Origin of the sequence: Gordonia sp. IITR100 (genome assembly GCF_002009645.1) — a bacterium.
In the GTDB taxonomy this organism is placed as follows: domain Bacteria; phylum Actinomycetota; class Actinomycetes; order Mycobacteriales; family Mycobacteriaceae; genus Gordonia; species Gordonia hongkongensis.
The window spans coordinates 109,318-134,686 of sequence record NZ_MVKV01000006.1 but is presented as its reverse complement, the minus strand read 5'-3'; the positions used below and the strand labels follow the sequence as shown (position 1 = coordinate 134,686).

Genomic DNA, 25,369 nt, shown 5'->3' with positions numbered 1-25,369 from the left:
CGTCTCCGTCGCTTCGCTCACGGCCTCATCGTTCACAGGCCGACCTCCCACTGCGACGACGTCCAGCCCGGAAATCCTGCGCGAGTTCGATGGCGGCGGTGGCCACCGCTGCCGCGGCGTCCCGATGCCCGGTGCCCGCAGCAGCGATCGACATCTCGTGCAGCCGAGTTGTATCCGTCAGCAGCGCAGGCACTTCGCGGGCAACCCAGTCGGCGTCCACCGTCGCATCGTCGACGAGCAGTCCCCCGCCCGCCTCCACGACCGGGAGCGCATTCAGTCGTTGTTCGCCGTTCCCGTGCGGCAGCGGGACATAGATCGCGGGCAACCCGGTCGCCGACACCTCGGCGACGGTCATCGCGCCGGACCGGCACATCACGAGATCCGCGGCGGCGTACGCGAGATCCATCCGTTTGAGATACCCGACGGCGCGGTAGGGCGGCGCGTCGTCGACGACGGCGGGGTCGATCGAGTTCTTGGGACCGTAGGCGTGCAGCACGCCGATGCCGGCCTCACCCAATGTCTTCGCCGCGCCCGACACGGCGTCGTTGAGTCGTTGCGCGCCCTGCGAGCCGCCGAAGACGAGCAGCGTCGGCGCATCGTCGTCGAGTCCGAAGTAGTGGCGCGCCTTCGCCCGCAGGGCGGGCCGGTCCAGTTCGGCGAGGACACCGCGCACCGGGATTCCGACGACCGTCGCATCGAGCCCGGAACCGTCGACCGCCGCCAGAACCCGATCGGCGAACCGGGCACCGACCTTGTTGGCGATGCCGGCCGAGGCATTGGCCTCATGGATGACGATCGGGATCCGATTGCGTCGGCGCAGGTGCATCTGCGCCGCGAGGTACGCCGGCACGGAGACGTAGCCACCGAAACCGATGACCACGTCGGCGTCCACCTCGTCGAGAACCTTGCGGGTGGCGGCCACCGAACCCAGCAGACGGCCGGGGGTGCGCGCCAGGTCGAGGCCGGGTTTGCGCGGCAACGGCACCGGCGGGATCAGCTGCAGGTCGTATCCGCGTTCCGGGACGAGATCGACTTCGAGGCCCCGACTGGTACCCAGCGCCGTGATACGGGCCGTCGGATCGATGCGACTGACCGCGTCGGCGACGGCGAGGGCGGGTTCGATGTGACCGGCCGTGCCGCCGCCTGCGACCACCACCGACAACGGCCGGCCGTTCGGCCGTCCGGTCGTATCAGCTTGTACCGCACCCGAACTCACCGGCGTCGTCACTCCATTTCAGCTTTCGATCACAATCGTCGCGGGCTTCTGGCCGGGAGATCTCCCGTCGCGGGCCCGCACCTCAGCCGCCCCGGCCGCCGGTCACCGACGGCCGGCGCCGCGTACATACGGCCCGCTCGCTCCGCTCCCGGCGCCGCGTACATACGGCCCGCTCGCTCCGCTCCCGGCGCCGCGTACATACGACCCGCTCCCCCGATACCCGACACCGTAGTCGACGCCGCTCCGCGAAGAAGTCCCCGGCCGGGCCCGCCCGCGCGGGACACCCGCCCGGCCGGAGGCCGCCGACCGGGCTCCTCGGGTGTCGCCGGCACCGGATCGCGTCGACGACCGACCCTGCCGCCGCTCGTCCCGCGCGGACTGCGACGGGGCGGCACGCCGCTGCGACGTCTCGGCGGCACGCCGCCAGGGCAACGGGAAGCGTCGACGGCCACGTCCGGCATCGGCCGACGGCGCGGGCCCGCTCGGCGGACGGCGACGCGACTGCGGTCCCCGGCCGCCGCGACCGGCACCGGCCGTCGGACGCGGACCGGCCGTGCGACGCTGGTCCAGTCGATCGCGCAGCGACTCCGCCCGTGTCTGCCGGTAGGCCACCGGCGTCGGCAGGCGCAGCCACCGTGCCACGCGGCTCGGCGACCCGCCGGTGAGCGTCGCGACCGCCTCGGGTTCGTGCCTCGCGGCGTTGGCGAGCAGACCGAGCATCGCAAGGACGGTCAGCGTCGACGTGCCACCGGCCGAGATCAGCGGCAGCTGGATTCCGGTGACCGGCAGCAATCCGATGACGTAGCCGATGTTGATGAACGCCTGCGCGGTGATCAGCACCGTGATGGTCGCCGACATCAGGCGCAGGAAGGGATCGGTCGACCGGGATGCGATCCGGAAGCCGATGTAGGCGAGGACGACGAACAGGAACACCACCATGAGCCCGCCGAGGAGCCCGAGCTCCTCGCCGATGATCGCGAAGATGAAGTCGTTGTGCGCGTTCGGAAGATAGTTCCACTTGGCACTCGACTGGCCGAGGCCCACGCCGAAGACCCCGCCGTTCGCGAGCGCGTAGGTCGCCTGGCGCGCCTGATAGCCGGCCCCCTGCGGGTCGTCGACGTTGCCGAGGAAGCTCATCACGCGCTGCGAGCGGTAGCCCTCGGCCAGGGCGAGGATCACGGCGAGCGCGATGCCGGACACCGCGAACGAGACGAAGACCTTGACCGGCAGTCCCGCGAACCACAACAGCGCACCGACGATGATCGCGATGGTGATCGTCGTCGACAGGTTCGGCTCGAGGATGATGAGCAGGCACACGAGCATGGCCACCGGGACGAGCGGGACCAGCAGCTCGCGCAGCGAGGCGTTGTCCCGTCGGCGCGAGGCCAGCAGGTGCGCACCCCAGATACACAACGCGACCTTCACCAGCTCCGACGGCTGCACCGACAAACCGTAGATGACGAACCAGCGGCGTGCGCCCTGACTCAGCGTGCCCACGCCGGGGATGAGGACCAGCGCCAGCAGCACCACCGCGACGAACATCGCGGGAGCGGCGAACCGTCGGAGCAGCCGCACCGGAATCCGCAGCATGAAGTAGAAGACCACCAGGCCGAGCAGGGCGAAGATCACCTGCGTGGCGAACAGCCCGTACGCCGAACCCTCTTTGGAATACCCCTCGACCGACGACGCCGAGAGCACCATCACCAGGCCGAATGTGGTGAGCAGGAACGACATCGTGAGAATCAGCTGATACGACGCCAGCGGACGTGCCAACAGGTTGCGGATGGCGTCGAGCACGATCGCCGGGATCGACGCGGCGGTCGCTGCTGCCGCACCCGCGGAGCGGCCCGAGGCGTCGTCCGGTGCCGACGTGCCACCGGTCCCGCGCTTCACGCTCTGCCGTTCGTTTTTCGTGCGCGTCCGGCCACCGGCGTCCCCGCCGGTCTCGACGTCAGCGCTCCCGTTGTCGGCAGGGACACCATCGTCTCCCACGCCGTCGAGACCGCTGCGGTCATCGGCATCGTCGACGGGGTCGTTGTCCGCGGCCGGGTTGCGGCTGCTCATCCGACTCAGCGTCCGGTGTCGGGCGAGCCGGCGATCCGACGCGCGGCGGCGGCGAACGCGTCACCGCGCGCGCCGTATCCGGCGAACATGTCCAGCGAGGCCGCCGCGGGTGCGAGCAGCACGGCGTCGGGCGCGGACGGGCTCGCCTCCGCGAGCACCCACGCCTCCTCGACGGCCCGGTCCATGACCGCCACCGATGTCGAGGAGCCCGTCCCCGGGAGATCAACTGCTGAGGCTTGGGGACCGGCCTGTCCCGGACGATGCACGTTCACCGTGCCATCGTCCCCTGTGAATACTGTGACTGTTGGGACTTCTGGGGCGTGTCGCGCGATCGCCTCGATCACCAGGTCTCGGTCACGGCCGATCGCGACCACCCCGGCCAGCCGATCGCCCACCGCGGTGAGCATCTCGTCCATCGACGCACCCTTGAGCAGACCGCCCGCGATCAGCACGACTCGGTCGAAGGCGGCGACCGCCGCCTGGGCGGCGTGGGGGTTGGTGGCCTTGGAGTCGTCGACGAAGTCGATCCCGTTCCGCGAGGCGACGACCTCGCCGCGATGACCGGCCGGCCGGAAGGACGCCAGCCCCGCCCGTATCGCCTCCGGCCCGATGCCGGCCGCGAGCGCGAGAGCCGACGCGGCCAGCGCATCGGCGACACCCGACGGTCCGGCCGGGCGCACCTCGTCGGCGTCGTACAACCGGCCCGCGTCGAAGGCGCGGTCGATCAGCACACCGTTCGCGACGCCGAGCTGTCCGGGCTGCGGATCGCGCAGCGTGAAACCGATGCGGCGGCCCGCGGCGGGCAGGCCGGACGCGACCGGGTCGTCCAGTCCGACGACACTCACCGCACCGCGCAGCGCTCCCGCCTTGGCAAGTGCGTACGCCTCGAAGGTCCCGTGCCAGTCGAGGTGATCCTCGGCCACGTTCAGCACGACTCCCGCATGCGGACGGACCGACGGCGCCCAATGCAGCTGGAATGACGACAGTTCCGCACACAGCACGTCCACCCGGGGCTCGGCCTGCATCGCGTCGAGCACCGGGAGCCCGATGTTGCCGCAGGCCGCACCCGTGCGGCCCGATGCCTCGACGATCCCGGCGAGCATCGACGTGGTCGTCGTCTTGCCGTTGGTGCCGGTCACGACAAGCCAGGTGCGTGGTTCGCCCAGCAGTCCCGCGACGTCCACGCGCCAGGCCAGTTCGACCTCGCCCCAGACCGGTACGCCGGCGGTGGCCGCGGCCGCCACCAGGTGGTGGGTGGGCGCGAAGCCGGGTGACACGATCACGACCGTGGCCGTCGCCAGTCGCCCGGGACCGGTGAGCAGATCCGCGACGGCAACCGGCTCGACGCCCTGCGACATCAGTTCGGCGACCCCGGCGACCGCCGCAGCCGCGGCGTTCCGGTCGACGGGCGGCGCGTCAGCACCGGCGAACCGGTCGTCGGCGAGCAGGACATGCGCGCCGAGCGTCACCAGGAACCGGGTGGCGGACAACCCCGCGGTCCCGGCCCCGCCGACCACCACGGTCCGGCCGGCCAGTTCGCGCGGGTCGGGCCCCCCGGGGGTCGGGACCGCCGCCGGGCGATCAGCCATTGGTGGTCAGGAACTCGCCGTAGAACAGCGACAGGCCGAGCGCACAGGCGATGGCGGTGAGCAACCAGAATCTGATGATCACCGTGGTCTCCGCCCAGCCACCGAGTTCGAAGTGGTGATGGAACGGCGCCATCCGGAACACGCGACGACCGGTGGTCCGGAAGAAGGCGATCTGGATCACCACCGACATGATCTCGGCGACGAACAGCGCGCCGATGACGACCGCGAGCAACTCCGTTCGCGTGGTGATCGACAGACCGGCGAGCATGCCGCCGAGGGCGAGCGAGCCGGTGTCGCCCATGAAGATCTTGGCGGGCGCCGCATTCCACCAGAGGAAGCCGAGGCAGGCGCCGCCGCCGGCCACGGCGATGAGCGCGAGGTCGAGGGGGTCACGGACCTGGTAGCAGCCGGTGGGGATCTCGCTCGGTGGTTTCGCGCCGCCCGCACAGGCGTTGACGAACTGGAAGAAGGTGACCAGGACGTAGGAGCCCAGGACCATCGCCATCGAGCCGGCGGCCAGGCCGTCGAGTCCGTCGGTGAAGTTCACCGCATTCGACCAGGCCGCGACCACCAGCCAGCAGAACACCACGAACACGACCGACCCGAGCGTGATCGCATCGATGTCGCGGACGTAGGACAGGTTCGTGCTCGCCGGCGTGTAGCCGTAGTCGTTGCGGAACTGCAGCACCAGGATGCCGAAGAGGATGGCGGCGATGAACTGCCCGATGGACTTCGCGGTCTTGTTCAGACCGAGATTGCGATGCTTGCGGATCTTGATGATGTCGTCGAGGAACCCGACGACGCCCAACGCGGTCGCCAGCCCCAGAACGAGCAGTCCGGAGGCGGTCGGCCCGTTCCCGGCATCGGTGAAGACCCCGACGAGGTGGGCGCCGAAATAGCCGGCCCAGAGGGCGGCCAGGATCGCGACGCCGCCCATCGACGGGGTCCCGCGCTTGGTCTGGTGGCTCTGTGGGCCCTCGACCCGGATCTCCTGCCCGAAGCCCTGCCGGGAGAACACCTTGATGAGGACCGGCGTCAGCAGGATCGACACCGCGATCGCGATCGCCCCCGCGAGGAGTATCTGTGTCACCGCGTTGCCCCCGCATCCTCTCCGTACGCGACCGGTCTGTTCCCGACCGCGATCTTCCCGAACCTGCCTGACACCCCGCGGCGGAGCGGCATCGTCGGCCCACTCACGCCCGCGCGAGCGCTCACGGTGCCGCCTCGTCGCCGGCAGGGGCGTCGACGACCCGCCATCCGCCCCGCTCGGACCACGCGGTGATCACGGAGTCGAGATCGGCGCCGGCCGCGGCCAGCAGGATGACGTCGCCGGCGGTGGGCTGCCAGTCCGGTTCGGTGTCGGCGAGTCGGGCGGCGGCGTCGACGGACTCGACGATAAGCGCCTCGTCACCCCACGAACCCTCCATGACCGCGCCCTGGTGCAGCGCGTGCACCGATCGTGAATCCCCCACGCAGAGAGTCTTGTCGACGGCCAGTCGGACCGCCAGGCGACCCAGCAGATCGTGTTCGACGACGCGCTGGTTCTCGGTCAGGCCGGCCGGCGAGGCCAGCTCGGCGATGACCGCCCAGGTGCGGCCGGCGCCGGCGGACTCGGCGAGGCGCCGGATCAGCCGGCGGGCGTCGTCGACCGACACCGGCGCATCGCCGCGGATGACCGTCACCGCTCCGGTGGTCATCGTTCGCTCTCCGCGACCGCACCCGGAGCCTCGGCTGCGCGGGACTCGAGCGCACGGGCGACGACCTCTCGATCGTCGAACGGATGCTTCACGCCGTCGATCTCCTGTCCTGCCTCGTGTCCCTTGCCGGCGACCAGCACGACGTCGCCGGGCCGTGCCCAGGCGACGGCCGCCTCGATCGCGGCGGCGCGATCGCCGATCTCCCGGATCGGTTCCGCGCCGCGGGGGCGTTCGGTTCCGGGCACGGCCTGTGCACCGGCGAGCACCTCGGCCCGGATCGCACCCGGGTCCTCGGTACGCGGGTTGTCGTCGGTCACGACCACGAGTTCGGCACCGCGCGCGGCCGCTTCCCCCATCAGCGGCCGTTTGCCGGTGTCGCGATCGCCGCCGGCACCGACGACGATGGCCACCCGTCCGGTCGTCTGCCCGCGCAGTGTCGCCAGCACCGCCTCGATCGCGCCCGGCTTGTGCGCGTAGTCGACGAGGGCCAGGAACGGCTGTCCACGATCGATGCGCTGTAGGCGTCCCGGGACGCTCACCGACGCGACCGCCTCGAGTGCGGTGGGCACCGGCACCCCGGCGGCGTGTGCCACGGCGACGGCCAGGAGCCCGTTGGCCACGTTGTACCGGCCGGGCAATGGGATGAGGAGCTCGTGCTCACCTTCCGGCTCGGTGAACGGGGTGCGTGACGAGCCGTCGTCGGCGAGCGACGACTCACCCGCATGCCAGTGGGCCGACGTCGGCCCGGTGGACACCAGGACCGGTTGCAGATGGGCAGCTTCGCCCGGCCGCCGGGCGAGCTCGGCCATTCGCCGACCCCACTCGTCGTCGACGCACACGACCGCCCGGACCGCGTGCGTCGGGGCGGACGGGACGAACAACTGGGCCTTTGCGTCGAAGTAGGCGCGCATCGTGAGGTGGAAGTCGAGGTGGTCCTGCGAGAGGTTGGTGAACGCGCCGATCGCGAAATGCGCACCGTCGACGCGACCGAGCGCCAGCGCATGACTCGACACCTCCATGACGACGATGTCGACGCCGTCCTCGAGCATCGCTGCGAGCAGGGCCTGCAGGGTCGGCGCCTCCGGCGTGGTCAGCGAACTCGGTTGGGCGACGCCGTTCACGCGGGTCTCGACGGTGCCGATGAGCCCTACCGAGTGCCCGGCGGCCAGCAGGGCGGCCTCGACCAGATAGGACGTGGTGGTCTTGCCCGACGTGCCGGTGATGCCGATCAGCTTGAGTCGTTGGGACGGATTGCCGTACACGCGGGCGCTGACATTTCCGAGAACCGTGCGGGGAGCGGGATGGATGAGGACCGCGACGGCCGTCTCCGGCGGCAGGACGCGAGCCAGTTCGGCCCGGCCCGCGGGGTCGGTGAGGATGGCCGTCGCACCGGCCGCCACGGCCTGATCGGCGAACTTCGCGCCGTGCGTGCTGGCCCCGGGCAGTGCGGCGAACAGGTCACCGGGCCGGACGTCCTGCGCCCGCAGGACGACCCCGGTCACCTGGGTCTCGGCGTCGGCGCCGCCGACCAGGTCGAGTCGGGCCCCGGTGGCGGTGGACAACACGGACACCGGTGTCGGCGTGACATGACGCGGACGGATGGGTCCGCCACTCCGGTCGGGTGATGGTCGACGAGACGCCATCGGTGCTCCTCGCCTCCTCGGTTCTTCTCTCGGCGTTTCCCACGGGCGAGCGGACATGCTCGCTCCTCGGGACTGTGCTGGTCGTGCGGGACTGCTCGGTACGGGTGTCGATGTCAGGACGTCGGACCGGGCTGTGCCGCGAGGTGCGTCGGTGCCTCGTCGGGAGGCGCAGAATCGCACTCACGATACCGACCCGCCCCGACGCCACGGCACACGGTGCGCCCATGGCCGCACCTGTCCGGGTGCCCGGCTGATCGGCGACGGACGCCGCGGGCGCTACCGCGCGGTCAGGGTCAGCCGCGGCGTCGGCGCGGACAGCGGCACCTGGGCGCGCTGGAGCATCCACGACGTGATGGTGGAGAACAGCGGAGCCGCCGACTGACCGCCCGACCCGTCGGAACTGCGCCGTGGGTTGTCGAGCATGATCCCGACGACGTAGCGCGGGTTGTCGGCCGGGGCGATGCCCGCGAACGTGATGTTGTACCGCGAGTTCGAGTAGCACCCACAGGATGGATCGACCTGCTGCGCGGTGCCGGTCTTGCCGCTCACCTGGTAGCCGTCGACGGCCGCCTTGGTCCCGGTGCCCTGTTGCTCACCGGTCGGGTCGTCTTGCACCACCGACCGGAACATGTCCCGGACGGTCCGGGCGGTGGACTCGCTCACAACCCGGACGGGTTGGGGCCGCGCCCGGTCGTCGGGCGCCGACCCGTCCCGCTGCTCCGACGCCAGGATGCGCGGCGGAATGCGCAGGCCGTCGTTGGCGATCGCCTGGTACATCGCGGTCATCTGCAGCAGCGACATCGAAAGGCCCTGTCCGATGGGCAGGTTGGCGAACGAACCACCGGACCACTGACTCAGGGCGGGAACCTCTCCCGCGCTCTCCGCGGGCAGGCCGACCCCGGTTCGCTGACCGAGACCGAATTTCTTGACCATGTCGGCGAAGCGCTCTTCGCCGATCCGCTGCGCGAGCATCAGGGTGCCGACGTTCGACGACTTACCGAAGATGCCGGTGGTCGTGTACGGCTCGACCCCGTGCTCCCAGGCGTCGCGCACCGTCACCCCTGCCATCCGGATGCTGCCCGGAACACGGTGCACCGTCTCGGGCCGGGTGATGCCGTACTCGACGGCGGCCGCGGCGGCGATGAGCTTGTTGACCGAACCCGGCTCGAACGGCGAGGTGACGGCGGGGTTGCCCAGCTCGGCATCGGGCTGATCGGACAACGGGATGGATGCGTTGAACGTCCCGTCGTTCGCCATCGCCAGCACCTCACCGGTCTTGGCATCGAGCACCACGGCCGACGCGCCCTGCGCACCCGATGCCTGCTTGGCCTTCATGACCTGGCTCTGGACGAACCACTGGATGTCGGAGTCGAGGGTGAGGCGTACCGTCGCCCCGTTGAGAGCCGGGTGCACGTTGCGCATGCTGCCGGGGATGACGGCCCCGTCCGATCCCCGGTCGTAGGTCCGCGAGCCGTCCGTCCCTGACAGGATCGAGTCCAGCGATGCCTCGAGCCCGATGAGTCCATTGCCGTCGTAGTTCACGTCGCCGACCACGTTCGCCGCCAGCGACCCACCCGGGTACAGGCGGATGCTCTGCGGGTCGGCACCGACCTCCGGGAAGTCCTCGGTGATCCGGGACGCGACGTCGGGGCTCACGGACCGCGCGAGGTACACGAAAGTGTCCTCGCCGGTGACCTTCTCGAGGAGATCCTCCTCGCTGATCGAACCACCGAGGGCCACCGACACCCCCTTCGCGATCTCCTCGAGCCTGGTCTCGACGTCGGGAAGCGCGGGGTTCTTGCGGTGCTCTTCCTCGATCGTCTTGCGAACGGCCTTGGGCAGGAACGTCAACGACCGCGCTTCGTCGGTGTAGGCCAGCGGGCGCCCGTTGCGGTCGAGGATCGCACCGCGCTTGGCGGTGAGGACCTGCGTGTACTCGCGCTGCTGTGCGGCCTCGGCAGAGATCGAACTCGCCTGCACCGTGTGGACGACGATCATCTTGACCGCGACGGCGAGAACGACCAGCAGGACAACCACGCCGGCCGCGCGCGCACGGAAGACGAAACCCTGCGGCCCACGGCCGTTCCGCCCGCCGGCCCCCTTCCGATCCGATCCTCCCGACCCCGCTCCGGGTCCACGCCCGGGTCGGCGTCCCGGACGCGACGGGCCGGCGCCGAGCCGCTCGAAGGTCGCACGTGTCATGGTCGTCAATTGTTCACCGCTTCAACGTGGTTACCCCGGATTTGACCCCGGCGGGTTGGAGATGGCGCCGGAGATCCAGCGCACTTCGAAAGCGCGGATCGGGGCGAACTCACGGGGTGGGCACCACATTCGGCGCCGGAGTCGGGGTCGACGGCGCGGCCGGGGGCACGGCACCGGCCCCGGAGGGAGCCGGACTCGCACCGGACGGGAGCGGATTCGCGCCCGGCGGTGCGGTCTGCGACGGAGACGGTCCGCCGGCCGCCGGTTCGCCGGATGCCGGTTCGCCGGATGCCGGTTGCGACGATGTGGGTTGCGACGGTGCGGGTTGCGGTGTGGACGTCCCGCCCGCCTCGGGTCCCGCGGAACCCGATCCGCCGCCCAGCCCGATCGAGTCGTCGACCTCGCTCGGGTCGATCGATTCCGCGGGATCCGGTGCGGTATCGGGATTCAGGCTCCCCATCGGACGCCCGGACGCGGGCTCCGGCTTGCCCACCACGCGCGGACGTCGCGGGTCGTCGACGATCATCCGAGCGGGGTTGTCGGCGGGGATCATGCCGAGACGTGCTGCCTTGTCCGATAATTCAGGCGCCGAGTTGCCCGATTCGTACGTGCGCTTGAGCGCGTCGCGCTGATCGATGAGGGACTGGTTCTGCGTCCGCTCGATTCCCAGCTTGTAGGAGTCCTGCGCCGCCTTGGTCGACAACCACAGGCTGAGACCGAGTCCGAGGACGAGCAACGCGATCACCGGCACGACAAACGGGGTGTGCTGCAGTCGCTCTCGCAGGGACACCCCGGTCATGGACAGTCCGCCGCCGGTACGACGCGCAGGCGTGGCACGACCCGCCGCGGAGCGTCGGTGTCGACGGTCGAGTGCCCGCTGGGCGGCCCTCGATCGCGTCGCACGTTCGGACTCGATGCGGGTTCGGCGTGACCGTCGCGAATCGCGCTCGTCCCCGGCGGACCGCGACGGGGCCTCGTGCAGGATGGTCATGCTCAGCCCTTCTTCTCGACTCGTTCGATCGCGCGGACACGCACCGGCGCCGAGCGCGGGTTGGTGGCCAGTTCGTTCTCGTCCGGACGTTCGGCGCCCCGTGTGACGAGACGGAACTCCGGTGCCGTGCCGGGCAACTCGACCGGGAGGCCGGGAGGCGAGGTGGACGATGTGCGCGTCGCGAACTCGCGCTTGACGATCCGATCCTCGAGAGACTGGTAACTCATCACGGCGATCCGTCCGCCCACGGCGAGCGCGTCCAGCGCGGCCGGCAGAGCCTTACGCAGGACATCCAATTCGTGGTTGACCTCGATGCGCAGCGCCTGGAACGTCCGCTTCGCCGGGTGCCCGCCGGTCCGCCTGGTGGCGGCCGGGATGGCGTCGTAGAGCAGTTCGACGAGACGCGCGCTGGTCGAGAAGGGCTCCTTGTCCCGCTCCCGCAGGACCGCCGAGGCGATCCGGCCGGCGAAGCGCTCCTCCCCGTAATCGGAGAGCACGCGGGCCAATTCGCCGTGCGAGTACGTGTTGAGCACGTCGGCGGCGGTGAGCAGGTCGTCGGAGTTCATGCGCATGTCGAGCGGCGCATCCACCGCATAGGCGAAACCGCGTCCGGCCTGGTCCAGCTGCATCGACGACACCCCGAGATCGAACAGTGCGGCATCGATCACCGACTCCCCCGCTGCGTCCATCACGTCACGGATCTCGTGAAAGGTGGCCTGGTGCAGCGAGATCCGGTCGGAGTACGACGCCAGGCGCTCGCGGGCGATCTCGAGTGCCGAGGCGTCCCGATCGATGCCGACCACGCGGACGTTCGGGAACGACTCGAGAACCAGTTGACTGTGCCCGCCCGCGCCGAGCGTGGCGTCGAGGAAGACGCGCGGATCGTCGGAATCCAGTGCGGGGGTCAGCAGTTCGACGATGCGCGCACCCATGACGGGGATGTGACCGAACTCGCCGGACCGACGCGGTTCGTCCTCGGCATCGACCATGATGAAGACCCCCCATCGGCATGTATGCGGTATCGGCGGTGGGCGGATGCCTCGGGTCGGCGAGAGCAGGCGGTCGGATGGAGCGGGGTCCCGACCCGATCACGCACCTGGCGTTGGGGAAGTACGCCAGGGTCGCCACCGGGCCGGGGCCTCGTGCCACCCGAAGCCGCTGGGCACCGAACTCGCCCATCGGTTGCTGTCTCTTCGGTCGGTTTCTGGTCGGTTGCTGTCGTTGGTGTTGCTGTCTCGGCGGTGTGGCGGGCCGGTCCTCCGGCTACAGCACCGCGTTCAGCGCGGCGGAGTTGGCGGCCGAGAAGTTCTCCTCGTGCCGCGTCTGGTACTCGTTCCATGCGGCCGAGTCCCAGATCTCGAGGTGATCGAAGCTGCCGAACACCACGCACTCCTTGGACAACCCCGCGTACACGCGATGGTCGCCGGACAGACTGATCCTGCCCTGACCGTCCGGTCGCTGCTCTTCCGAACCGGCGAAGAACGTCCGCTGGAACGCGCGCAGATCAGGGTCGTTCCGAGACGCCTCGACGATCCGAGCGGCTATCGCGTCGAACTCTTCGGTCCGGTACACCGACAAGCTGTGATCTTGGCCTTTGGTGACCACTACCCCTCCTGCCAGTGCATCGCGGAACTTGGCGGGCAACGTGAGCCGCCCTTTGTCGTCCAATTTGGGCGTGTAGGTACCGACGAATCGCACGGACACGTCGACACCTCCTGCCCACCGGGTTCCGCGTCGTATCTCGCCTCACCCAGTGCTGCCACAGTACCCCACTTTCCACCACTTTCCACCCCCACCGCCCCCCGCATTCACCCACTGACAGCAAATTCCCAGTTCAGGGAGCTCAAGATGACGATGAACGCGCGTGTCGCCGGCGCGTCATGGGCGCAAAGAAGGGCAACAAGCGTGTGACCAGAGATACCGATGAGGTCGGAGAGGCGGCAAATCCAGGCATAGATCTCCTAGTGGGGCAAAGTGGGGCGACCCGGTGGGGAGAAGTGGGGCGTCCCGGTGGGGAGAAGTGGGGATGCCGGTAAAGAAGCGCGAGGATCGTCGACTGGGCGTCCGATCCTGTCGATCGTGCGCCCGAATCCGTCGGCCGTGCGCCCGAACCCGTTCAGCGTGCTCTGGAGAGCAATCGAGGACATGAAAGAGCCGCGTGCCCGAAGGCACGCGGCTCAGTCGTATGCGAAGTTGCGGGAGTCGGTCAGCCGATCGACGAACGCGGAGTCGGGATCAGCGGATCACTCCTGCTCGAACCGGCGATTGAATCGCTCCTCCATGCGTTCCGACAGCTTGCGCTTGGCGCCGGACGACCCCGATTGCTTCTTGCCGGACCTGGTCGACGACGAGCCCGCCTCGGCGGTGTTGTTGTCTCCCCAGAGTGCGAAGAGGCCGGCCCCGAACATCACCAGGAAGCCCAGGAGGCTCACGATCGGGAATCCGCCGATGTTGATGTTGACGATGAGTCCGCCGACCAGCATCACCAGGCCGACGACGAAGGCCGCTGCCGCCTGCAGGCGACGACGACCGCTCGACTTCCCAAGGCGCCGACGCTTGACACTGGACGCAAACTTGGGGTCTTCCGCGTACAGCGCGCTCTCGATCTGTTCGAGCATGCGTTGCTCGTGCTCCGAAAGTGGCACCGACCCTCCTTCTCACTGATCCGTGACGCCGACGAAGGTCACCCGCGACCGGAAAGGCGTCTGCGCCTATATCGTCCCATGATACGAGGTGAAATCGACCGCGACCACCATTACTCGCTGTTGCCGATGACCGGGCGGTGCCAGAAACCGCAAAGTGTGGCCGGATTCACGCCGTCGCGCCGATCTGCGGCGCTTCGGCACCGAGTTTTCCTTGCTCGTAGGCGATGACCATCGTCTCGACCCGACGCAGGAAGTCGAGGACGAGCAGCCGCATGCCGGCGACGCTGTCGGGGTCGATCGTGCGGATGATCCCGGACTCGATCTTCATCCGAACCGGCGACAGCGCGGCGAACCGGGCGGCGATCGGCGCCAGCTCGGGGGCGACCACACCGATGCGGGTCCAGGCGTTCGACGTCCTGCGCCGCACGGTCCCGACCGGTTCGTGCACGGCAAGGGCCGCGCCCGAGGCGCGGAGTGCGACGAGGTACAGCTGGCGGAACCGCTCGACGTCGTCGTCGACGCCGTCGGCATTGTCGAAGAGCACGTGTGCGCGCTCGAGGAGATCGCGCGCTCGACCGACCATCACCGGGTCGACGGGCGCCGCGTGGGTGAGAGCCGTGGCGCTGCGGTGTCTGGCCATGTCGTCCTCCTCGTGCGTATGGGCTGTGTCCGGCGGCAGACGCTTCCCTCGTCCGCCGCCGGACCGTGTCGTCGGATGAACGCGAACAGCTTGCGGAGGCACATTCATCGAACATCCGTTCGACACGTTCAATATAGCTATCCCGGCGTCGGCGTTCAAGACATCTGTGACCCGAAACCCCCGCCGGGGAGTACAACGCCACCACCTGCGGGCCGATTCCTGCCGAGTGTGCATCATCGATAGGACAATTCCCGGAAGTGGCCTGCGACGCGATGCCCCCGGCAGAGGGCGGCCCGCCCCAGCGGCAGCCGACCTCGTCCGCAGGTCGACGACGCAGGACGAACGATGCAGAGAACGGAAATCCGTTGACCATCCGCCTGGTGAGCCTGAGTGGCCAGGACGCCCGGGCCTGGCTCGAGCCGGCCCTGGAGATCTACGTGACCGCGATGAATTATCCGCGCGGTACGGAGATCCATCGGGCCGGGCTCTGGCGCGAACACATCGCGCGGCCCGGATGGCGTGCGGTGGGCGCGGTCGAGACGGTGACCCCATACGAGGCGCGGACCATGCCGGCCGCGCGGCGCCGGGTCGGTCCACCGGTCGGCTTCGGACCCGACGACCTGCTCGTCGGCATCGCCTACGGCTACACCGGCGCGACCGGTCAGTGGTGGAACCAGCAGCTGCGGCTCGGACTCCGCCAGACGGGCCGACCGCCCGAGACGGTCGAGGCGATCGCGCGCGATTACTTCGAGCTCACCGAGCTGCACGTCCACCCGACCGCCCAGGGCCGTGGGATCGGACAGGCGCTCCTCGCCCGGCTGCTGGCCGATCGGCCCGAACGCCATGTGCTGCTGTCGACCCCGGAGATCCCCGCCGAGGACAACCGCGCGTGGTCGTTGTACCGGCGGATGGGTTTCACCGACGTCCTGCGCCACTTCACCTTCACCGGCGATCCGCGTCCGTTCGCGTTCCTCGGCCGTCCGCTCCCCCTGAAACTGCAACCCCCGGCCGCCGCCCGCCGCGCCGGTACCGGGAGCTGACGATGCACGGCACCCGGCGTGACGCCGTCGTCATCGGCGCGGGCCACAACGGCCTGATCGCCGCGGCCTACCTGGCACAGGCCGGACGGGATGTGGAGGTACTCGAGCGGGACGACATCCCCGGCGGCGCGGTCTCCACCGTCGAACGGTTCCCCGGCCATCGGGTCGACCGGGGGTCGTCGTCGCATCTGATGATCCGTCACTCCCCCGTCCTCGACGACCTCGACCTCGCCGCGCACGGCCTGCGCTACGTCGACTGCGATCCGTGGGCGTTCGTCCCGGCCACCGCGACCGCCCCGCCGATCGTCTTCCGCACCGACCTCGACGCGACGTGTGCTTCCATCGAGAACGCCTGCGGTGCAGCCGATGCCGCCGCATATCGACGGTTCGTGGAGACGTGGACGCCGCGGGCGCGGGCGGTCATGGATGCGTTCTACCAACCCGCGACGATGGGGAAATTCGGCCGGGCCTTCGGCGGGCTCGGCGGCACCGCCGCCACGGCACGCACGGGGTTGTTCGGCCGGCGCGGCGGCCGGGTGCTGAACCTGACCGCCGAGTTGATGGCCTCCGGCGATTCCCTCCTCGACGAGTATTTCGAGTCCGAACAGCTCAAGGCCGGACTCGCGTGGTTCGGCGCCCAGTCCGGACCGCCCATGAGCGCACCGGGCACGGCGCCGATGATCGGATTCGCCGCACTCATGCACCGAATCCCGCCCGGACGCGCGATCGGGGGCAGCGGCGCCCTCACCGAGGCCCTCGTGCACCGAATCCACCAGGACGGCGGCCGTGTCTCCTGCGGCGACCCCGCGGTCTCCGTCGCCCGCTGCGGCGACCACTGGCGGGTGCTCACCGGCACGGGTCAATCCCGTTGTGCCGCAACAGTCATCCACGCCTGCCACGTGCTCACCACGCTCGACCTCCTCGCCGCCGGCGGTTTCGACGCGGGCGTCATCGACCGCTGGCGACGCGCCATCGTCGTGGGCAGCGGGATCGGGATGGCGGTTCGCCTGGGGACGACCGGCCTGCCCGACTACCGGGGGCTGCCCGGCGACCTGCCCGAGCACGGCGTCCATTCGGCTCTCGGACTGCTGGTCACCGACCGCGCCCACCTCACCCGAGCCCATGCCGCGGCGTCGGTGGGCGAGCTCCCGCCGCGCCCGGCCGTGGTCGCGATGAGCTATTCGGCGATCGATCCGACGCTCGCGCCCCCGGGCCGCTCCGTCATCAATCTCTGGGCACAGTGGCATCCGTACCGGCTGGCCGACGGCGACTGGCCGGCCGCGGCGGACCGCGCCGCGAAGGCCGTCGTCGACGAGGTGGACCGCCACGCGCCCGGTTTCGCGGAGTCGGTCGCGCATCGGTACGTCCAGACGCCGCGAGATCTGGCCGATGAGCTGGGCCTGATCGGCGGCAACATCATGCATGTCGAGATGTCCATCGACCAGATGTTCATGTGGCGTCCCACCCCCGACCTCGCCGGACACCGCGTCCCCGGTGCCGACGGCCTGCTCCTCGCCGGAGCGTCGACTCACCCCGGCGGAGGTGTCACCGGCGCGAGCGGTTACATCGCCGCCCACCTGGCGCTGCGACGCGGGCGTCGGGGTCTCGGCCGTCGGCCCTGACACCGCCGACACCCGACGCGGCGCGGTGTGACGGGTGCCCCGCGGTCCGGCCGGGGTCTGGCACGATGAGCACCGTGCGTTCGTCGAATCCCGTACCGGGTGCGCCCGGGTCCCGCCGAGCCCGGCGCCTGTTGCCGTCCGCGGTGGCCGTCGCTCTCGTCGCCCTCTCCCCGCTGATGGCCGGTTGTCTCGAACGGTCGACGACGGTGGGAGATCGCTACTCGGGGAGCGTCGTCGTGGCGACCACCCCGGACAATCCGCGCGGGACACCGCAGTTCGACCTCCCCGAGTCGATGGTGGGGCAGGTCTCGGTGACCGACTACAAACAGGTGCCCGATCGTCCCGAGGCGCCGTCGTCTCCGGGCGCCGGACCCGAGAACACGGCGGATTCCCCCTCCCCCTCCGAGTCCGCCGGAAACGACGAGGCCGGCGCGGACGAGAACCCCTCCGAGGACGATCCCGCCACGCGCGTCGGAACGCGGGCGTCGTTCAGCGATCTCACCGCGGGACAGTTCGCCCAGCTGGGCGACATCGTGGCCGACGCCTACGGCGACACCTCGCTGACGATGGACCTCACCGCCAAGCGCAGCGGGGAGGTGGTGCGGTTCCGCGGCGACGCCGATCTGACCGAGCTGGTCCCGGACCGCGACTACGTGCAGCTGACCGTCACCTTCGGCGGTCCGGTGACCGCGACGAACGGCGAGCAGGTCGGCGAGTCCACCGTGACCTGGACCCCCGCTCCGGGTGAACCGTCGGACTTCAGCGCCGATGCCACCTATCCGGACCCGGCGACCGCCGCGGTCAGCAGTTGGTCGTGGTTCGTCGCGTTGCTGTGCGTCGTGGTCGTCCTGGTGATCGTCCGGATCGCCTACTCCAAGCGGTATCGCGGACCGCGGCCCGGACGTCCGGTGGCGGGTAAGACAAACCCTTCGTCGATCTCGGGTGAAGGACTCGCGGCTGCCGCCGATCCCGTGTCGGGTCCGTCATCGGCAACGCCGCCCGCGGATCGAAAGCCACCCGCAGGCACATGATGCCGCGCCGGACCGGCGTCGACACCGGTCCGGCGGAACAGCTTCGGCCGTTCAGGCCGGGACGTGCAGCGCGGCGTCGACGTCCACGCCGAGTCGGCCCAGGACCTCCGTCGTGGCCTTGGCGAAATTCAGACTGCAGAAATGCAGGCACGGCGCACCCTCGGCGACGAGTCGCTGTGCCATCTCGGTGGCGAAGTCGATGCCGACGGCACGGACCGACGCGCGGTCCTCCTCGGCGCCGTTGCCCGCCGCTTTGGCGAACCGCTCCTCGACGTCGGGCGGGATCACCGATCCCGACAGCTCGACCATGCGACGGACGGTGGCCAGCGACGTCACCGGCATGATGCCCGGGATGATCGGCTTGAGTCCCTGCTCGGGGTCGGCGGCCGCGACCCGGTCGCGCAGCCGCAGGTAGTGCTCGACGTCGAAGAACATCTGGGTGATGGAGTACTCGGCCCCGGCCCGCAACTTGCTGACGAGTGTGCGGGTGTCGTGTTCGATGTCGGGCGACCGGTGATGCGTCTCCGGGAACGACGCCACCCCCACGTGGAAGTCGCCGAGGGTATCGATGAGCCGGACCAGTTGCTCGGCGTACTCGACGCCGTCGGGATGGGCGACCCACTCGCCGAGCGGATCGCCGGGCGGATCGCCGCGGAGCGCGAGGATGTTGGTGATGCCCTGGTCGGCGTAGGCACCGACGAGCGCGCGCAGTTCCGCGACGCTGTGATTGACGGCGGTCAGGTGGGCCACCGGCAGCAGCGTGGTCTGTGCGGCGAGCTCACCGGTGATGCGCACCGTGCGATCCCGCGTCGAACCGCCGGCACCGTAGGTCATCGAGACGAACGCCGGGGACAACCGCTCGAAGATGCGCACCGCCCGCCACAGCCGGGACTCGGCCTCGGCGTCACGCGGCGGGAAGAACTCGACCGAGAACGGGACCGGGCCGCGGTGCGGAGCGGACAGGCGTTCGACGATCGAGGGTGCGGGAGCGGTTGGGGTCACCCGCACAGTGTACGGAGCAGGTCGCATAGCCTGGCAGGGTGACCTCCACGATCCCCACGCCCAACTCGCTCGATGCGGTTCCGGGCGCCGTCGAGGCCGAATTACGCGCCTTCTTCGACGACGCGGTCCCGGCCGCCGCCGCGACCGCACCGGTGGTCGGTGAGGCGGCCGAACTGATCCGGGAGTTCGTTCTGCGAGGAGGCAAACGCATCCGACCGGTCTTCGCCTTCGCCGGGTGGCGCTGCGGGACGTCGTCGTCGGACCGTGCCGTCGCCGGGGCCGCAGCCGAGGACGACGCCCCCGGCCCGCGGGACGCGCTGCGCGTCTGCGCCGCACTCGAACTCGTGCAGGCCTGCGCCCTGATCCACGACGACATCATCGACCGGTCGGACACCCGGCGCGGGTACCCGACCGTGCACCGGGAGTTCGAGTCACGGCACGCGAGCGCGGAGTGGGCCGGGGACTCCGGCGCCCACGGGGTCGCGGCCGCGATCCTCGCCGGCGACTTCGCGCTCGCCTGGGCGGACGACCTGGTCCACGGTCACCGGCCGGGGGTTTCGACAGGCTCAACCGGCGGGGACCGCTCAACCGGCGGGGACCGCTCCACCGGCAGGGACCGCTCAACCGGCAGGGACGGCGACCACCCGCTGCCCGCGGAGGTGGGCGCGACGTGGGCGGCGATGCGGACCGAGGTGCTCGGCGGCCAGTTCCTGGACATCGTGAACGAGGCCGGCGGCGACGACTCGACCGAGGCCGCCTACCGGGTGATGGAGTTCAAAACCGCCGCCTACACCGTCGCGCGACCACTCGAGCTGGGTGCGCGACTCGCCGGTGCGTCCGAGCAGCTGGTGTCGACGCTGCGTGCGATCGGGCACGACCTCGGCATCGCCTTCCAGCTCCGCGACGATCTGCTCGGCGTCTTCGGCGATCCCGAACGCACGGGTAAACCGTCCGGGGACGATCTGGTCTCGGACAAGCACACGGCCCTGCGCGCGATCGCGCTGCAACGCGCCGATGCGGCCGACCCGGCCCTCGGCGCGCGGTTGCGCTCCTACTTCGGCCGCCGGCTCGACAGCGACGAATTGGGTTCCGCGCGAGACCTGTTCGTCGAGCTCGGCGCGGTGGCCGAGGTGGAGAACTCGATCGACGAGCTGTTGGGGTCGGCGTTGACCGCACTCGACGCCGCCGACATCGGCGACGACATCCGTGCCGAGCTGATCGCGGTCGCCGATCGCGTCGCGCACCGTCAGGCGTGAGCACTTCCGTGACAGGCGCCGCCACGGCCGGTCGGGGCGATCTGATCCTCGGCGCGATCGGGTCCGTGCTGGTCTGTCTCGGCAGCTTCGGGGTCGGCGACCCGCCGCGCAACTCCGCTCTTCTCTCCGATCTGGGTCTGAGTTGGATCACGTACGGGCACGGCAAGAACGTCTTCGGGACGCTGTTCTGGCTGGGCGTGTTCCTCATGGTGTTCGGGTGGGTCCGGCTGGGGCGTCGGATCATCTCCTCCACCACCGACACCGCGCCGACGACGCGGACGCTGAGCCGATGGGTGCTCGTGTGGACCGCTCCCCTGCTCGTCGCGGTGCCGGTGTACTCGCGCGACGTCTACGCCTATCTCGCCCAGGGCGCGGTGTTCGGCGCCGGTTTCGACCCGTATGCCGACGGTCCCGCCCACCTGCCCGGTCCGCTCGTCGACAGCATGGCGCAGGTCTGGGCGACCACGACGGCACCGTACGGCCCCTTCTTCATGGGCATGCTGCGCGTCGTCACCGAGATCACCGGCGACCAGGTCGTCCTCGGCGTGCTGGCCATCCGGCTGGTGCTGCTGCCCGGACTCTTCCTGTCCCTCTGGGCGATACCCCGATTGGCGGAGCGGTTCGGGGCCTCCCCGCAAGCCGGGCTGTGGCTGGTGCTGTTCAACCCGCTGGTCCTGATCCATCTCGTGGCGGGACCGCACGTGGAGCTGCTGATGATGGGCGTCCTCGTCACCGGGATCGTCCTGGTGGTCGACGGCCGGCACGTGGTGGGCGCAGCCGTCCTGGCGCTCGCGGTGTCGATCAAGATCACCGCCGGCATCGCACTGCCGTTCGTCTTGTGGATCTGGCTGTCGCACATCCGTTCCCGGCGACCGGTGACCGTCCGCGACGTGGTGACGGTGTTCGCATCCATCGTCGGGATCGCGGTCGCGGTGTTCGGCCTGTGGACCCTGGTGATCGGCTTGGGACTCGGCTGGCTCACCGGCCTGGGGTGGGCCGACGTCATCATCAACTGGTTCACCATTCCCACCCTCGCCGCCCATGTCGTGACCCTCGTCGCGGCGCCGTTCGTCGCCCTCAATCTGCAACCGGTGCTGGAGGTCACGCGGGCAATCGGTTCGGTGGTCCTCGCGGTCACGCTGGTCGCGCTCTGGTGGCGCCACCGCCACGACGTGCGGGACGCGGTCGCCGGGATGGCGTGGGCGATGCTGGCTGTACTCCTGCTCGAGCCGTCGACGCTGCCCTGGTACTACACGTGGGTGCTGGTGATCGCGGTGGCCTTCGACCTGCCGATGTGGGTGCGGGCCACGGTCGTCGGTGCCTCGACGTTCCTGCTGATCGTGTTCCAGCCCGACGACGCGATCGTCTTCTACAAACCTGTCGAGGTGACGCTGGCGGCCGCACTGGCCGGCGTCGCGGCCTGGTCGCTGACCCGTCGGGACCCGTTGCGGCTGGGCCGGTTCGGAAGGTGGGCGTGGGGCGCGACCCCGGCCGGCGAGGGCACTCTCGCGTCGGATGTCCTCGCGGAGACGGGCGTCGAGGAGTCGGGGCGCGCCGAGGCCGAGCACCGGGAGTCCGGACCCCGGGGGTTCGGGGCCGGGGCGTCGCTCAGAAAGCCTGGGCCTGCGCCCGGCGGATGACCTCGCGGGCGAGATCCGTGTGCAGCGCTGCCGCCGGGTGGAGTCCGAGATCCTCCTGCTCGGTGAACAGCCACTCCATCACCTCGTCGCGCGTGTAACCGCCGTCGATCAGGACCGCCACGAGCCCGTAGAAGTGTTTCGCGACGCCGCCCTCGTCCACGAAGAGCGCCGGAATCGCCGGGTATCCGTTGTGGGAGACCGCGAGCAGGTGATGGTCACGGATGAGTGTCCGCACCCGGTTGGTCGACACCCCGAGGCGGTCGGCGACATCGTCGATCGACAGGAACTCGGTGTCGGAAGGCAGAGTGTCAGGCGACAACGGTAGGGAACCCACGTCGAAAGGGTAGCCGGTAGTCGGGAGCGGGAGAAACCGTCGGGTCGCGACGACATGACGAACGAGACCCGCGAACGCCCCGGCGGCGACACCCTCGGTCGGCATCGTGCCGATGCTCTCGACCGGCCCGGGCTGCAGGTAGATTCGGCAGCGTGAACTCCCCCGTCGACACGATGCTCGGGACCGTCCTCGAGGACCGGTACCGGATCGACGCGCCCATCGCGCGAGGCGGCATGTCGGCGGTCTACCTCGCCGTCGACCTGCGGCTGGGACGCGACGTGGCGGTGAAGGTGATGGACTCCCGGTACTCGGGAGACCCACAGTTCTTGCGCCGCTTCGAGTTCGAGGCACGCGCGGTCGCCGGACTCAAACATCCCGGGCTCGTCTCGGTGTACGACCAGGGCATCGACGACGGCATCGCGTTCCTGGTGATGGAACTGGTCGACGGGGGCAGCCTGCGCGAACTGTTGCGCGAGCGCGGCCCGATGCCACCCCATGCCGTCGTCGCGGTGGCCGCGCCGGTACTCGGCGGGCTCGGCACCGCACATGCCGCGGGTCTGGTGCACCGGGACGTGAAACCCGAGAACGTGCTCATCTCCGACGAGGGCGAGGTGAAGGTCGCGGACTTCGGACTGGTGCGAGCCGTGGCCGAGGCCGGGGTGACCTCGGCCAGCGTGATCCTCGGGACCGCTGCCTACCTCTCCCCCGAACAGGTCGAGTCCACCCACGCCGACGCTCGCAGCGATGTCTACTCCATGGGTGTGATGATGTTCGAACTCCTCACGGGCAGAACACCTTTCTCGGGCGACTCACCCCTGGCCCTCGCCTACCAGCGACTCAGCTTCGACGTGCCGGCGCCGGGCGACGTGATCCCGGGGGTGCCGGAGGAGTTCGACGAGATCGTGCTGCGCGCGACCGAACGCGACCCCGCCGATCGATATGCCGACGGCTTCGACATGCAACGGGCCCTGCTCGCCGTCGCCGACGAACTCGACCTCCCGCCGTTCACGGTGCCCGCGCCGCGCCGGTCGGCCGAGCGTCAGACGGTGTCGCGCTACCGGGGCCCCGATCCCGGCGGCCATGACACCCGGGTCCAGTCGGTGCCCGGCCCGGCGCGGCCCGCGGACACAGCCACACCCGTGGAGCAACCTGCGGCCGAGCGCGACGACGTCGGCTCCGCGCCGCGTCCGGTGACCCGTCGTACCTCACGGCCGATGGCCGTCGAGCCCGAACGCATCGGCGGCAGCCGGCTCGGCGCGCTGGTCTGGATAGTCGTCGTGCTGGTGCTGGTCGGCGGCCTCGGCGCCCTCGGTTTCTGGGTCGGCAGCACGTTCCTGGCGATCGGCTGACGCCCCGCTCCCTCAGCCACGCAGCATCTCCGCGACGAGGAACGCCAGCTCGAGCGACTGCTGCGTGTTCAACCGCGGATCGCAGGCGGTCTCGTAGCGTCCCCCGAGGTCGAGATCCGAGATCTCCTGTGCACCACCGAGACATTCGGTGACGTCCTCGCCGGTCAACTCGACGTGGACGCCACCGGGATGGCTGCCCAACGCGCGATGCACCTCGAAGAACCCCTGCACCTCGTCGACGATGCGGTCGAAGTGCCGGGTCTTGAAGCCGGTCGACGCCTCATGGGTGTTGCCGTGCATCGGATCGCACTGCCAGATGACCTTGTGGCCGGTCGCCTCGACGGCGCCGACGATGGCCGGCAGCACGTCGCGGACCTTGCCGTTGCCCATCCGCGCGACGAGCGTGAGTCGCCCGGGCACGTTGTGCGGATCGAGACGCTCGACGTATTCGACGGCCTGCTCGGGCGTCGTCGTGGGCCCGATCTTGACGCCGATCGGATTGCTGATGAGCTCCGCGAACGCGATGTGGGCGCCGTCGAGCTGGCGGGTCCTCTCCCCGATCCACAGGAAGTGGGCGGAGAGGTCGTAGAGGACCTTGCCGGCACCCTCGGGGTCGTCGGCCAGCCGCAGCATGGCGCGTTCGTAGTCGAGGACGAGCGCTTCGTGCGAGGCGAAGATGGAGGCGGAGTTCAGATTCGAATCGGTGACGCCGCAGGCGTCCATGAACCGCAGGCCGCGATCGATCTCGGACGCCAGGGCCTCGTAGCGTGCGCCGGCCGGTGACGTGCGCACGAACTCGCGGTTCCAGTCGTGCACCCGGCTCAGATCCGCCTCGGCCTGGGTGAGGGCGCGGACCAGGTTCATCGCGGCCGCGGCATTCGCGTAGGCGCGCACCAGCCGGGACGGGTCGTGTGCCCGCACCGCCGCGTCGGCCACGAATCCGTTGACCATGTCGCCGCGGTAGGAGGGCAGCCCCAGGGCGTCGGTGTCGGATGATCGCGGCTTGGCGTACTGGCCTGCGATCCGGGCGACCTTGACCACCGGCATGCTGGCGCCGTAGGTGAGCACGACCGCCATCTGCAACAACGTGCGGATATTGCCCTTGATGTGCGGTTCGGTGTTGTCGGCGAACGTCTCCGCACAGTCACCGCCCTGCAGGAGGAATGCACGCCCCTCGGCGACGTCGGCCAGCTGCGCGGCGAGCGTCTGGACCTCGGCGGGCATACAGATCGGCGGGACCGACTCGAGGACGGTCCGCATCTTGCGCGCCTCGTCGGCCGGCCAGCTCGGCTGCTGTACCGCCGGGCGGCTGATCGCGTCGTCGAAACGCGTCTGGAGATCCCCCGGAAGCGGCGGGAGCTCGGGAAGGTCGTCGATCGGAACGTCTACGGTCCAGTTCACCACCCGT

21 protein-coding genes are annotated in these 25,369 nt (G+C 70.1%); 6 read left to right on the top strand and 15 right to left on the bottom strand.

Translation table 11 applies throughout. The features are described from left to right. Window positions 1-25 precede the first annotated feature (25 nt). The 12 genes from murG to B1818_RS11555 form a co-directional block, all read right to left on the bottom strand. Complete coding sequence (murG, locus tag B1818_RS11610; RefSeq protein ID WP_078112876.1) at window positions 26-1,156, bottom strand: undecaprenyldiphospho-muramoylpentapeptide beta-N-acetylglucosaminyltransferase; 1,131 nt, start codon at window positions 1,154-1,156, stop codon at window positions 26-28. 162 nt (window positions 1,157-1,318) lie between these two features. Further along, window positions 1,319-3,280: a putative lipid II flippase FtsW gene (gene ftsW / locus B1818_RS11605; protein WP_139363016.1), complete on the bottom strand. Its 1,962-nt coding sequence runs from the start codon at window positions 3,278-3,280 to the stop codon at window positions 1,319-1,321. A gap of 5 nt (window positions 3,281-3,285) precedes the next feature. After that, complete coding sequence (murD, locus tag B1818_RS11600) at window positions 3,286-4,869, bottom strand: UDP-N-acetylmuramoyl-L-alanine--D-glutamate ligase (protein WP_078112830.1); 1,584 nt, start codon at window positions 4,867-4,869, stop codon at window positions 3,286-3,288. After that, complete coding sequence (gene mraY / locus B1818_RS11595) at window positions 4,862-5,959, bottom strand: phospho-N-acetylmuramoyl-pentapeptide-transferase (RefSeq protein ID WP_058251712.1); 1,098 nt, start codon at window positions 5,957-5,959, stop codon at window positions 4,862-4,864. The genes murD and mraY overlap by 8 nt, the downstream gene beginning before the upstream one ends. 121 nt (window positions 5,960-6,080) lie before the next feature. After that, entirely contained in the window at window positions 6,081-6,566 is a 486-nt protein-coding gene (locus tag B1818_RS11590) for a hypothetical protein (protein ID WP_058251711.1), read from the bottom strand. Beyond that, window positions 6,563-8,209, bottom strand: coding sequence for a UDP-N-acetylmuramoyl-L-alanyl-D-glutamate--2,6-diaminopimelate ligase (locus tag B1818_RS11585; RefSeq protein ID WP_078112829.1), 1,647 nt, complete (start codon window positions 8,207-8,209; stop codon window positions 6,563-6,565). Before B1818_RS11585 ends, B1818_RS11590 begins: the two co-directional genes overlap by 4 nt. A 276-nt stretch (window positions 8,210-8,485) precedes the next feature. After that, complete coding sequence (locus B1818_RS11580; RefSeq protein WP_078112828.1) at window positions 8,486-10,411, bottom strand: penicillin-binding protein 2; 1,926 nt, start codon at window positions 10,409-10,411, stop codon at window positions 8,486-8,488. Between the two features lie 109 nt (window positions 10,412-10,520). Next, window positions 10,521-11,402 carry a hypothetical protein gene (locus B1818_RS11575; RefSeq protein WP_078112826.1) on the bottom strand — a complete coding sequence of 294 codons (882 nt, stop codon included), beginning with the start codon at window positions 11,400-11,402 and terminating at the stop codon, window positions 10,521-10,523. Window positions 11,403-11,404: 2 nt separating this feature from the next. Then, on the bottom strand, window positions 11,405-12,391 hold the full coding sequence (gene rsmH, locus B1818_RS11570) for a 16S rRNA (cytosine(1402)-N(4))-methyltransferase RsmH (RefSeq protein WP_078112825.1): 987 nt from the start codon (window positions 12,389-12,391) through the stop codon (window positions 11,405-11,407). Between the two features lie 274 nt (window positions 12,392-12,665). After that, window positions 12,666-13,106 carry a division/cell wall cluster transcriptional repressor MraZ gene (gene mraZ, locus B1818_RS11565; protein ID WP_058251706.1) on the bottom strand — a complete coding sequence of 147 codons (441 nt, stop codon included), beginning with the start codon at window positions 13,104-13,106 and terminating at the stop codon, window positions 12,666-12,668. Window positions 13,107-13,645: 539 nt separating this feature from the next. Continuing rightward, a complete protein-coding gene (locus B1818_RS11560) occupies window positions 13,646-14,047 on the bottom strand; it encodes a DUF3040 domain-containing protein (protein ID WP_058251705.1) in 402 nt (133 codons plus the stop codon). A gap of 166 nt (window positions 14,048-14,213) precedes the next feature. After that, window positions 14,214-14,687 carry an SAV_6107 family HEPN domain-containing protein gene (locus B1818_RS11555; protein ID WP_058251704.1) on the bottom strand — a complete coding sequence of 158 codons (474 nt, stop codon included), beginning with the start codon at window positions 14,685-14,687 and terminating at the stop codon, window positions 14,214-14,216. 365 nt (window positions 14,688-15,052) lie between these two features. On the opposite strand from B1818_RS11555, the gene B1818_RS11550 reads away from it, so the two are divergent. The 3 genes from B1818_RS11550 (at window position 15,053) to B1818_RS11540 (ending at window position 18,380) form a co-directional block, all read left to right on the top strand. Further along, entirely contained in the window at window positions 15,053-15,727 is a 675-nt protein-coding gene (locus tag B1818_RS11550) for an N-acetyltransferase (RefSeq protein ID WP_078112824.1), read from the top strand. 2 nt (window positions 15,728-15,729) lie between these two features. After that, window positions 15,730-17,349 carry an NAD(P)/FAD-dependent oxidoreductase gene (locus tag B1818_RS11545; RefSeq protein WP_078112823.1) on the top strand — a complete coding sequence of 540 codons (1,620 nt, stop codon included), beginning with the start codon at window positions 15,730-15,732 and terminating at the stop codon, window positions 17,347-17,349. 65 nt (window positions 17,350-17,414) lie between these two features. Further along, a complete protein-coding gene (locus B1818_RS11540; RefSeq protein ID WP_078112821.1) occupies window positions 17,415-18,380 on the top strand; it encodes a DUF3153 domain-containing protein in 966 nt (321 codons plus the stop codon). A 51-nt stretch (window positions 18,381-18,431) separates the two neighbouring features. Here B1818_RS11540 and B1818_RS11535 read toward each other — a convergent pair whose 3' ends face one another. Continuing rightward, window positions 18,432-19,409, bottom strand: a complete 978-nt coding sequence (locus tag B1818_RS11535; protein ID WP_058251700.1) for a methylenetetrahydrofolate reductase — start codon at window positions 19,407-19,409, stop codon at window positions 18,432-18,434. 11 nt (window positions 19,410-19,420) lie between these two features. Here B1818_RS11535 and B1818_RS11530 point away from each other — a divergent pair, with 11 nt between their 5' ends. Beyond that, window positions 19,421-20,638 carry a polyprenyl synthetase family protein gene (locus B1818_RS11530; protein WP_078112819.1) on the top strand — a complete coding sequence of 406 codons (1,218 nt, stop codon included), beginning with the start codon at window positions 19,421-19,423 and terminating at the stop codon, window positions 20,636-20,638. 8 nt (window positions 20,639-20,646) lie between these two features. Then, complete coding sequence (locus B1818_RS11525; protein WP_242697087.1) at window positions 20,647-22,278, top strand: alpha-(1->6)-mannopyranosyltransferase A; 1,632 nt, start codon at window positions 20,647-20,649, stop codon at window positions 22,276-22,278. Here B1818_RS11525 and B1818_RS11520 read toward each other — a convergent pair. After that, window positions 22,247-22,612, bottom strand: coding sequence for an Rv2175c family DNA-binding protein (locus B1818_RS11520; protein ID WP_058251861.1), 366 nt, complete (start codon window positions 22,610-22,612; stop codon window positions 22,247-22,249). The two genes, B1818_RS11525 and B1818_RS11520, sit on opposite strands and share 32 nt — an antisense overlap. 152 nt (window positions 22,613-22,764) lie before the next feature. On the opposite strand from B1818_RS11520, the gene B1818_RS11515 reads away from it, so the two are divergent. Further along, on the top strand, window positions 22,765-23,961 hold the full coding sequence (locus B1818_RS11515) for a protein kinase (RefSeq protein ID WP_078112816.1): 1,197 nt from the start codon (window positions 22,765-22,767) through the stop codon (window positions 23,959-23,961). A gap of 12 nt (window positions 23,962-23,973) precedes the next feature. On the opposite strand, the gene B1818_RS11510 is transcribed toward B1818_RS11515, so the two are convergent. Then, window positions 23,974-25,365: a class II 3-deoxy-7-phosphoheptulonate synthase gene (locus B1818_RS11510; protein WP_068970557.1), complete on the bottom strand. Its 1,392-nt coding sequence runs from the start codon at window positions 25,363-25,365 to the stop codon at window positions 23,974-23,976. Between the last annotated feature and the right edge of the window lie 4 nt (window positions 25,366-25,369).

Excerpts from the sequence above, each read along its gene's own strand:
- ftsW (WP_139363016.1), bottom strand. The coding sequence starts at position 3,280 with ATGAGCAGCCGCAACCCGGCCGCGGACAACGACCCCGTCGACGATGCC.
- murD (WP_078112830.1), bottom strand. The coding sequence starts at position 4,869 with ATGGCTGATCGCCCGGCGGCGGTCCCGACCCCCGGGGGGCCCGACCCG.
- B1818_RS11590 (WP_058251711.1), bottom strand. The coding sequence starts at position 6,566 with ATGACCACCGGAGCGGTGACGGTCATCCGCGGCGATGCGCCGGTGTCG.
- B1818_RS11585 (WP_078112829.1), bottom strand. The coding sequence starts at position 8,209 with ATGGCGTCTCGTCGACCATCACCCGACCGGAGTGGCGGACCCATCCGT.
- B1818_RS11580 (WP_078112828.1), bottom strand. The coding sequence starts at position 10,411 with ATGACACGTGCGACCTTCGAGCGGCTCGGCGCCGGCCCGTCGCGTCCG.
- B1818_RS11575 (WP_078112826.1), bottom strand. The coding sequence starts at position 11,402 with ATGACCATCCTGCACGAGGCCCCGTCGCGGTCCGCCGGGGACGAGCGC.
- rsmH (WP_078112825.1), bottom strand. The coding sequence starts at position 12,391 with ATGGTCGATGCCGAGGACGAACCGCGTCGGTCCGGCGAGTTCGGTCAC.
- B1818_RS11555 (WP_058251704.1), bottom strand. The coding sequence starts at position 14,687 with ATGGCCAGACACCGCAGCGCCACGGCTCTCACCCACGCGGCGCCCGTC.
- B1818_RS11545 (WP_078112823.1), top strand. The coding sequence starts at position 15,730 with ATGCACGGCACCCGGCGTGACGCCGTCGTCATCGGCGCGGGCCACAAC.
- B1818_RS11540 (WP_078112821.1), top strand. The coding sequence starts at position 17,415 with ATGAGCACCGTGCGTTCGTCGAATCCCGTACCGGGTGCGCCCGGGTCC.
- B1818_RS11535 (WP_058251700.1), bottom strand. The coding sequence starts at position 19,409 with ATGCGACCTGCTCCGTACACTGTGCGGGTGACCCCAACCGCTCCCGCA.